A 10410-nucleotide genomic window follows, 5' to 3' on the forward strand; every position below is an offset into this window, starting at 1 on the left:
CTCTTGTTACCTAAGGAAATTATCAATATTTACATTTTTCTCTATTAATTGAGCCAATAGCTTAATCCTATCATTACTTTCGCTTGTCAATAAAGCCTCCATCTCATCTATTCTTTTAGACACCTGATATGTATCCATGGGTACAAGAAGTAATGGGATATTATGCTCGGCCGCTTTTGAAATGATGTTCTGAGACGGCACAATATTATTAGTCAAAATTATCCCGATATTGCCGCTCTTTATCGAATTAAGTATTATATCATTTCTATCTCCGCTGGTTATCATTAGTTGATTGTCTCTAGTTATAGAATGAGACATCATCGAGTTGGTGGTTGACATTGTACCAATTAGAATGTTTTTTACGATGTTCTTCAAACCCTTTTCACCTGAAATAACCTTGGCAAAAAGACTTTCTGCCAAAAATCCAACATTAAAGTAAGTCAATTCTTCTTTATAAGGCAGAACTCCGAAAACATCTATACCAATTTTATCAATAAGGGGAATATAATTATTATAAAACTCGTCGATATTATTAACTTTGTTTATTACAATACCACCAAAATTAATATCATCCAAATTTAAATATTTATTTATAAATTGTATATCGTCTATTATCATATCACTATCGCCGCTTATAATAATAATGACTTTTCCGTCTATATATTTTGATATTGAAAGCGGATCAAGATGCGCCGATGTCCCAAAACTTAGATCTCGACCACCCTCAATAAACAACACATCATTGTCACGGCCTATATCTCCGACCATCTCAGAGAGAGTTTCCTTTATTCCCTCTTCATCATACATATATCTAAGTTTTGAATGGTCAAAGCCTATTGTAATATTTTCCGAATGACTTTCGAGATCCCCTTCATAACCTAGAAGTTTTACAATTGTATGAGAATCGTAATCCCAGCTCTTTTTTCGATAATATACAAGCCTATCACCCAAAGGCTTAATATATCCAAACCTCTTATTCACAGCAGTTACAAATCCAGCGATTATGCTGGTTTTGCCAACGCACTCACGTATCGATGAGATTACTATCTTTTTCATCTTGCCTCCATTGAGCTATAGATTAATATTCTTGCATCCAGAGCCTTTAGTCCCTTGTTTTCATCATATACAACTATGGGATTGATCTCAATATCTGATATCTTGTCACATTTTTCAATTATTGTCCCAATTTTTATTATACTATCTACTACAGCATCAATATCCTTCTTCTTTTCCCCTCTTGCTCCTAATAACAGGGAATATGCTATGGTCTCCTCCAGCATTGACATTGCTATACTTCGATTTAATGGTATAGCTCTAAAAGATACATCCTTTATAAATTCCACATATATTCCTCCAAGACCACACATTACAATAGGCCCAAATGAAGGGTCTCTTCGCGCCCCGAGAATCAGCTCTATTCCCTGGGCAGCCATCTGACAGACTTCAATACCATCAATTATTGCATTTGGATTATATGCCTTGCATTTATGTATTATTGCCTCATATGCGTCGATTACTTCATCTCGATTCAATAAATCAAGCATTACGCCTCCAACATCACTCTTGTGCAGGATGTCTCTAGATACTACCTTCATCACAATAGGATATCCAATCTCCTCAGCATATTGCAAAGCCTCATGCAAGCTGTGTGCTATTCTGTTTATAGGCATTGTTATTCTAGCGGCTTCCATTACAGAAGCCCCTTCATGGGCCAATAAAAAAGTTCTACCATCATTTATAGCATAATCGATAATATTGTTAATTTTTTGGTCATTAATTTCCGCCACCTCAATATCATCTGATCTATCATTTAAGTATCCATAAAACCTGCAGGATGCGCCTAAGCAAGATACTGCATGGTCCACTTCATTGTATACTGGAATTCTCTGGTTTTTTAATCTATTTACAGAATTTTCAACATTCACTCCTCCAACTATTACATAGACTATTGGCTTGCCTCTCTCTTTGTGCATTTTATAGGTACGGGTAATCATTTCCTCTATGCTTCCAGAATCAAAAACCGCTGTCTCACAGTATAATGCTATTGTCGAGTCAATATTTTCACTTCCAGCGTTTACAGAAAGAGCAAGATTATAATCTTCCGCTTTAGCGCCTCCGGTTATATCGATTGGATTCTTTGTTGAACCGAAAGGCGGCACTACGGATTTATATAAGTTGTGTAAATATGACTGATCGTCATAGAGACCAATCATCTGTTTTTCACACGCATCGGCTGCAAGAACGCCAATGCCGCCACCGTTTGTAAGAATAACATTTCTAAAACCCATTGGTTTAGGACTTTCAGCAAGAAACTTGCACCAATTGAAAGCCTCTTCTAAATTGTTTGCTTTGAGTACCCCGCACTGTTTCATAATCGCGCCAAAAATCTCATCAGGAACAGCAAGCGAACCGGTATGCGAAGCTGCAGCTAAAGCGCCCCTTGTTGAACCCCCGGATTTTAAAACAATAACGGGTTTTTTTTTCGTCGCATTCTTCAATGCTTCAATCAATCTTTCCCCTTTCTTTATACCCTCCATATACATAAAAATTACCTTTGTTTCTTCTTGAAGGGTCAAGTATTCTAGCAGGTCAGATTCATCAATATCACATTTATTGCCAATCGAGACAATAGCGGATAATCCTATATTCTCAACAGCGGTTTTGCCTATCATCGCAATTCCAAGAGCCCCGCTTTGAGTAAGTATGGCGACATGTCCTGGGCTAATAAGTGATGAAGAGAAGGTTGAGTTCAAAGATGAAACAGAAGAATATATACCAAACATATTTGGCCCCACAACGCGCATTCCTGAAGCCCGAGCAATAGATACAATCTTCCTTTCTTCAGCATCATTGCCAATCTCCGAAAATCCTGAGCTTAAAATTTGCAAATATTTTACCTTCTTTCTCGCGCAATCCTTAACTGCGTCAATGACAGATCTTGCTGGTAATACTAAAGAGGCGCAATCAATTGTATCATCAATATCATCAATACTTTTATATACCTTCATCCCATCGATTTCTCCGCCTTTCGGATTTATGGAATATAGTCTGCCATCGAACCCGCCTGAAATGATATTTTTCAATACTTTATATCCAATTTTATTCTCATTTTGTGAAGCGCCAATTAATGCAAAACTTCTGGGTTGAAACAGATATTTAATCACGCCGCTTATCCTTCAATTATTTAAATTATACGAATCTCATAGTTAGTTCAACAACACCAAGTTCAATTCTTTTTGATATATCAAAACCCATTGATTCGAATAGGCGTATCATAGGTCTATTCTCATAAAAAACATCTGCAGTAAATCCCTGAAGACCCTCTTTCTTTGCATGTATTGATAAATATGACAAAAGCTCTGTCCCTACTCCCTTATTATGATAATCATCCCTAACTGCAAAGGCCACTTCAGCAGTATTATTGGTTTCATTTTTATAATACTGCCCTATTCCTATCAAAATCTCTTTATCATTTTCTTTGATAATAGCGAGTATTGCCATATCCATCGTGTAATCAATAACTACAAATTTCTGCCTCATCTTATGTGGAACGCTGAACATCTTGCTTAAAAATCTTCTCTGAAGACTTTTATCCGAAAGAGAATAGAAAAAATCCTTAATTAAGGTCTCATCATTAATTTTAACCGGCCGCAAAAAAATATTAATCCCGCTTTTAGTTGTCCTATATGCTTCCAAATGTTCAGGATATTCCCCCTTCTTGCCAGGGATAAACGCCTGATCTTTATATATAAGATTTATTTTTTTTGCTTCCTCAATCAACCATGGCCTAAATTTAGGATGAGCAATAGCAATCAGATCCATTGCTCTCTCCCTGATATTCTTGCCATGAATATACGCAATGCCCAGTTCAGTAACGATATAATGAATATCTCCTCTTGTATATGTAACGCCAGCACCCGCATCTAGCAAGGGAACAATACGCGAAGCTTCGCCGTTCCTCGCAGTAGACTGAAGCACTAGCACGCTCTTGCCTCCAGTCGCCAAGACAGCGCCGCGCATAAAATTAGCGCTTCCGCCAATACCGCTGAAAAAAGTACTCCCAATTGACTCAGCCGTTGCCTGACCGGTTAGATCAACCTGCAATGCTGAATTAATTGCGGTCATATTGTTTATACTAGATATAACTAACGGATTGCTGGTATAATCTATGGTCCTAAACCTTATTATCGGATTATCATTAAGGAATTCATAGGTTTCCTTAGAGCCCATACAAAATGTCGCCACTGTCCTGCCCCAATTTCTGCTCTTCATCGAGTTATCAACAATCCCTTTTTTGATCAATTCAATTACCGAATTTGTTATAAGCTCTGTATGGATTCCAAGATGCTTCTTATCCTGCATGTTATATAGAACTGCATTTGGCAAACTGCCATAACCGACCTGTATAGTATCGCCGTCATTGACTATCTGTGAAACATACTTCCCAACCTGCTGAGCAATTTCATCCGGAACTTTAGGCGAAAACTCTAATAAAGGCTCATCATGCGGAAGGACAAAATCGATATCCTTTATATTAATAAAAGAATCCCCATGCACTCGAGGCATATTTGAATTGATCTGAGCGATAACGAGGGATGCATTTGTAATCGCAGCTGGGGCAATATCAACGCTTATGCCTAAACTCAGGTATCCATTTTTATCTGGCAAAGATGTATGAATCAGCGCTACATCAAATTGGATCAATCCTTTAGCTATTAAGCCAGGCACCTGTGAAAGAAATATAGGAGTATAATCTGCCAATCCTTTATTGACAGATTCCCTGGTGTTGTTACTAACAAAAAAGGAATTATGTCTAAAATTGTCTTTAAACTTCTCATCTGTATAAGGAGCGACACCGAGTGTCCATATATGAAAAATCTCAGCGTCAGCCACTGCTTTTGGATTTGATTCCACATACTTTATTAGCGCATTAACGAGATATTCCGGCTCGCCACATCCCGTACTTATGAATATCCTGTTACCGCGCCGAATATTTTGAAAGATAGCGTCCTCATCAATAAATTTTTCAGGATATTTATCTTTCCATATTTGTATAGTATCTTCCATTACTCTTTTATTCTATAACACAGCCTAATTATTGCATGCTTAAATATTCCTTTATAATCATGTCCTGATTGTTTTCTTCAATTTTTACAAATACTAATATTTTTATAGATAACAAATCCATTGGATTTGCATAATCTTATTTATGATAATAATTCATAAATTTTATCAAAATCTTTTGATTTATCAAAAAAATAATCTGCTCCAAGATCAATACATCTAAGCTTGTACAGGGGATAAGCATAGTTAGTTAATATAATAACTTTAGTATTCGGGCAACTAATCTTAATCTTTTTTAATACATCTATTCCACTACCTCCTTGTAGTTTGATGTCCAGTATTACGAAATCGGGTTTTTGTTTATTAATTTTTTCTATTGCATCAAATGGTATTCCTGATACACCTGAAATTTCAACTTCCTTAATATATGAAAGCATCTCTACAATTTTAGCTAAAATCAACAATGAATCCTCTACTATTACTACTTTTTTAATAGCCTTATTATTATCTGTAATCATCTCAGTTATTGGATTATTATTAAGCATTAGCGCCTCCATTGATTTACAATACAAAATATATTATACTAGTTATCTTTTTAAAATATCTCTTTGAACGACTTAAAACTTTTTTTAAGTTATCCTCAGTTAATAAAATACTATCAAAATCCCCTGTTCTTTTATTTCCACTAACAATAAACATAATTTCACTCCTTGGGTAATTAAATTATTATCAAGAAAGCTTATTCCTCTTATTGCTTATGTTTATAAAAAAGCTAAAAATAATTTATCCACTTTATTACAATATATCAATTATAGAAAACCTGATTTATAATTGAGATTATCTATATTAATTTTGTAGATAATTTCGTATAACGAATGTAGGAATATTCCTACATATGTACATATGAGCATAAGACAAATAATTTTTAGAGCTATAATTAGAAGGCTATTGATTACTTGAATTCAAATTTAAATAAAACGACAAATTGAATATAGTAACGTAAATCATAATCTGAAAAACGTAATTACCAACAGCAAACGATCATTTTTCTACTTGACTTTGCATATTGATTAAATTCTTTTAATAATTGCACTTTAGCAATATTATTTATTATGACTTATCATAAGGTAAATCTACCCTACCTTTAAATTATTCTATCTGATTAATGCGATTATATCTGTTTGTTTATTATACCTGGTTATTCAACAATTCTTACGATCTATAAATCAATATTTATAATGAAAATATATTTAAAGACAAAACTCGTAATTGTTTTTACCATAATAATTATGATGACTGGACTTATTACCTCAGTCATTGGAATATTTATTATCAATAAAGGAATGTTAAATCAAGTTCAAATTAAAATTTTAACCGATTTAAACTCAGCAAAAGAATTTATAAATAATAGAACCGATACAATTCAAAACACAATTTACTTCTCAACTTTAAGAGATTGTATTAAGATATCTCTTATGATTAAAGATATCACGTCATTGAAAGAATGTTTAGATCAAATTATTAATACTGTAAAAATGGATATAGCAGCGATTACTGATAAAAATGGTATTGTTATATACAGAGGGCATAATCCTGTAATCTTTGGAGATGATCAAAGCAATGATCAAATTATTAACAAAGTATTAGCGAGCAAAAAGATTGTTTGCGGGTTTATATTAGTACCGCAATCGGATTTAATAAATGAAGGAAGGCACATTGAGAAGCGTATAAATTATAACATAGAGAAAGCAGATAAAGGGGGATATGCTATGATACTAAAGGCAGCAGCACCGATATGGAGTGATAATGGCGATTTTATTGGCATTTTATATGGAGGAGATATCATAAACCAAAATTTCCATCTTGTCGATAAAATAAAAAAAATTGTATATAATAAACACAAAGGCATGGATATAGGGAGAGTATCGATCTTCCAGAAGGATATTCGTATTGCTACAAATGTTCCTACAGATGATGGAGAAAGAGCTGTGGGCACAAGGGCTTCAAAAGAGGTATACAAAAAAGTCATAGAAAATGGCAATCAGTACATTGGGAGAGCCTATGTTGTCAATTCATGGTATATAACAGGTTATTTACCGCTTAGAGACATTGATAAACAAATTATTGGAATGATCGGTTTGGGAATGATTGAACAACAATTTGTTGATATGAAGAGGGAAGCATTGCTTATTTTCCTTGGAGTTACAATGCTTGGTATGATCATAGTATTTCTTGTATCAAATATAATTGCCAACCGAATAACAAAACCAATAAAATTTTTAGTTAATGCATCTCAACAAATCTCAAAAGGTAATTTTACTTTAAGCGCAAAAATTGATTCAAATGATGAGATAGGAGAGTTAGAAAAATCATTTAACATAATGGCTTTTAAACTCCAGGAAAGGGACATAAAGATAGCAAAACAAACCCAACTGCAACTAATGCGTTCAGAAAAGTTGGCTGCTTTAGGTAGAATGGCAGCAGGGGTAGCCCATGAGATTAATAATCCATTAACAGGTGTTCTTATGTATGGGCACCTGCTACTAAAAAAATTCCCTGAAGACACTCAAAATTGGAAAGATATAGAAATAATCGTGAAAGAGACAACTCGTTGTCGTGAAATAATAAGCAATTTATTAAACTTTGCAAGAGAAAGCATTCCACACAAGGAATCAGCTAATATCAATGATGTTATCAAAGACACTATTTCTATTATCAAGAATCAAATATTTTTTGAGAAAATAAACCTAAAACTTAATCTATGTAACAATTTGCCTGACATTAAGATTGACATCAACCAAATTGAACAGGTTTTAATTAACATTATGCTGAATTCTGTTGAAGCCATGTCAGACGGTGGAGATCTAATTATTAAAACAAATATAAATGAAAATTATACCAATATTATTATATATATCACAGATACAGGATACGGTATTCCATATGAGTCTATAGATAAAATTTTTGACCCCTTTTTTACTACTAAAGAGATTGGGAAAGGGACAGGACTTGGACTCGCTGTAAGTTATGGAATAATTAAGAGACATGGTGGCCAGATTATTGTCGATAGCCAGGTTGAAATTGGCACAACATTTACAATAATATTGCCAATTGAATGTTTTAATAAAACTAATGATGAAGGTGTGTACGATGCATGAAAAAATGAGGATTCTTCTCATTGATGATGAACCAGTAGTATGCGGCAGTTGTGAACGCTTTCTAGGAGAAGAAGGATATGAAATAAAGACAACACTTAAGGGTAAAGAGGGTATAGAACTTATTAAAAATAATGAATTCGATATTGTTATAACAGATCTTAAGATGCCTGAGATATCAGGAATGGACATTCTGGAATTTACTAAAAAAAATTATCCAGAGATTCAGGTTATTATAATAACAGGGTATTCCACTATATCAAATGCAGTTGAAAGCATTAAAAAAGGCGCTTTTGATTATCTCCCTAAACCCTTCACACCTGACGAACTGCTTTCTGTTGTCAGAGACGCATCGATAAAAAGAATGCAATCACTGAAACATATATATAGATGTAAAGTTACTCCCCACAAATATGGACTGGATAATATAATCGGTATAAGTGATGAAATGATAAGGATATTTGAGCTAATTGAAAAAATTGCGCCTACAGATTCAACTGTTTTAATTACTGGTGAAAGCGGAACAGGCAAGGAACTGATCGCACGCGCAATATACAATCACAGTTCAAGAAAAGACATGCACTTTATTCCAGTTGATTGCAGCACCCTGGCTGAAAGTCTTTTAGAAAGTGAACTCTTTGGCCATACCAAGGGATCATTTACCGGAGCTTCCACTGGTAAACGCGGATTATTTGAAATTGCTGACAATGGTACACTCTTTTTGGATGAGGTATCCAATATACCAATGGATACCCAAAAAAAATTATTAAGGGTGCTGGAATCCCGTGAATTTAGACCAGTCGGTTCTGAGAAGGTCAAGAGGGTCGATATCAGGCTTATTGCAGCAACCAACCGTAATCTTAAAATGATGATAGAGAAAGAAAAATTTCGCGAAGACCTCTATTATAGATTAAATGTTTTTTCCATAGATGTTCCCCCTCTTAGGAAGAGACCTGAAGATATTCCAATACTAGCATATAATTTTTTAAGACAGATATGCCAAACCCTTGATAAAAGACCCAAAGAATTCTCTAAAGAAGCAATGGACATTATGATGAAATATAATTGGCCCGGGAATGTTAGAGAATTAAGGAACGCTATTGAAAGACTTGTTATTATCTCTGATGATGATCTTTTATCATCCGAAAATATAAATAATATTATAGATATTGATGAAAACAGCATTTCTAATAACACAAATAAATATTCAGCGCCTATGACAAATATCGAATTGAAAGAGAACAAAAAAAAAGCAAGGGAAAATGCAGTTATAGAAGTGGAAAAGACCTTTGTTATAGAAGCTCTAACTAGAAATAAATGGAATGTCACAAAAGCTGCCGAAGATACAGGCATGCAACGAACAAATTTTCAGGCATTAATGAAAAAATATAATATCAAACATCAAGATCCCTAAAAAATCATAACACCTAAACATTGGATTTTAACCTAAACAAGCCGAAAATAAATAAATTTAAAAGTGAGCGCCTTATAAGAAATAATGGGCGCACTTTATTTGCACTAGCCAGCATTTAATCTGACACTCTCATTTTCTTTTGTTGTCTGTAAGTTATTATCCAGCATCTTTTCTATAGCAATACTTTTCGAATCTAAAAATGTTTGCATAGGCGTTTTTCCGAAACAATATTTACCAGCATGTGTCCTCGCAACATTATATTCTTTTATCCAATTGTCAAGATCTTCTTGTAACTCTTCTAAATCTCTGTAAATCTTTTTTCTAAAAGCAATGCGATAAAATTCATTCAAAACTGTTTTATGAAATCGTTCACAAATACCATTCGATTGAGGACTCCTGGCTTTTGTCTTAGAATGATCGATATTCTCAACTGCTAAATACAGCTGATATTCATGGTTTTCCATTTTTCCACAATACTCAGTCCCTCTATCTGTTAATATCCTCAAAAGGGGAATCACTTGCTCCTTAAAAAATGGCAACACTCTATCGTTTAAAATATCCGCAGCTGTAATAGCAATTTTAGTAGTGTAGAGTTTAACAAAAGCAACCTTTGTATAAGTATCGATAAAATGGCCTTGCCCCAAAAAAGATGACACGAAGTTAAGCAAAAGAAACGATAATAAGCTTAACGGAGGAGTCAATGAAATCAAGAAGAAAATTTGACAAACAATTTAAGATCGATTCAGTAGAGTTACTGGAGAGAAGCGGTAAAACAAT

Annotated in this window: 6 protein-coding genes and 1 pseudogene; 2 read left to right on the top strand and 5 right to left on the bottom strand. The window is 34.1% G+C overall.

The genetic code is table 11. The features are described 5' to 3' along the window. Positions 1 to 6: 6 nt before the first annotated feature. The 4 genes from SVZ03_11395 to SVZ03_11410 form a co-directional block, all read right to left on the bottom strand. On the bottom strand, positions 7 to 1056 hold the full coding sequence (locus SVZ03_11395; protein ID MDY6934807.1) for a DRTGG domain-containing protein: 1050 nt from the start codon (positions 1054 to 1056) through the stop codon (positions 7 to 9). Continuing rightward, positions 1053 to 3164, bottom strand: a complete 2112-nt coding sequence (locus tag SVZ03_11400) for an acetate--CoA ligase family protein (protein ID MDY6934808.1) — start codon at positions 3162 to 3164, stop codon at positions 1053 to 1055. The genes SVZ03_11395 and SVZ03_11400 overlap by 4 nt, the downstream gene beginning before the upstream one ends. Before the next feature lie 25 nt (positions 3165 to 3189). Beyond that, positions 3190 to 5067, bottom strand: a complete 1878-nt coding sequence (locus SVZ03_11405; protein ID MDY6934809.1) for a GNAT family N-acetyltransferase — start codon at positions 5065 to 5067, stop codon at positions 3190 to 3192. Between the two features lie 140 nt (positions 5068 to 5207). After that, a complete protein-coding gene (locus tag SVZ03_11410; GenBank protein ID MDY6934810.1) occupies positions 5208 to 5609 on the bottom strand; it encodes a response regulator in 402 nt (133 codons plus the stop codon). Between the two features lie 930 nt (positions 5610 to 6539). On the opposite strand from SVZ03_11410, the gene SVZ03_11415 reads away from it, so the two are divergent. Both SVZ03_11415 and SVZ03_11420 read left to right on the top strand, forming a co-directional pair. Further along, on the top strand, positions 6540 to 8222 hold the full coding sequence (locus SVZ03_11415) for a cache domain-containing protein (protein MDY6934811.1): 1683 nt from the start codon (positions 6540 to 6542) through the stop codon (positions 8220 to 8222). Then, positions 8215 to 9633: a sigma-54 dependent transcriptional regulator gene (locus tag SVZ03_11420; protein MDY6934812.1), complete on the top strand. Its 1419-nt coding sequence runs from the start codon at positions 8215 to 8217 to the stop codon at positions 9631 to 9633. Before SVZ03_11415 ends, SVZ03_11420 begins: the two co-directional genes overlap by 8 nt. 104 nt (positions 9634 to 9737) lie before the next feature. Here the strand turns inward: SVZ03_11420 and SVZ03_11425 are convergent. Continuing rightward, a pseudogene (locus SVZ03_11425) lies at positions 9738 to 10262 on the bottom strand (integrase core domain-containing protein). Positions 10263 to 10410 lie beyond the last annotated feature (148 nt).

The sequence above is a fragment of the Spirochaetota bacterium genome, assembly GCA_034190085.1.
Taxonomy (GTDB): Bacteria; Spirochaetota; UBA4802; order UBA4802; family JAFGDQ01; genus JAXHTS01.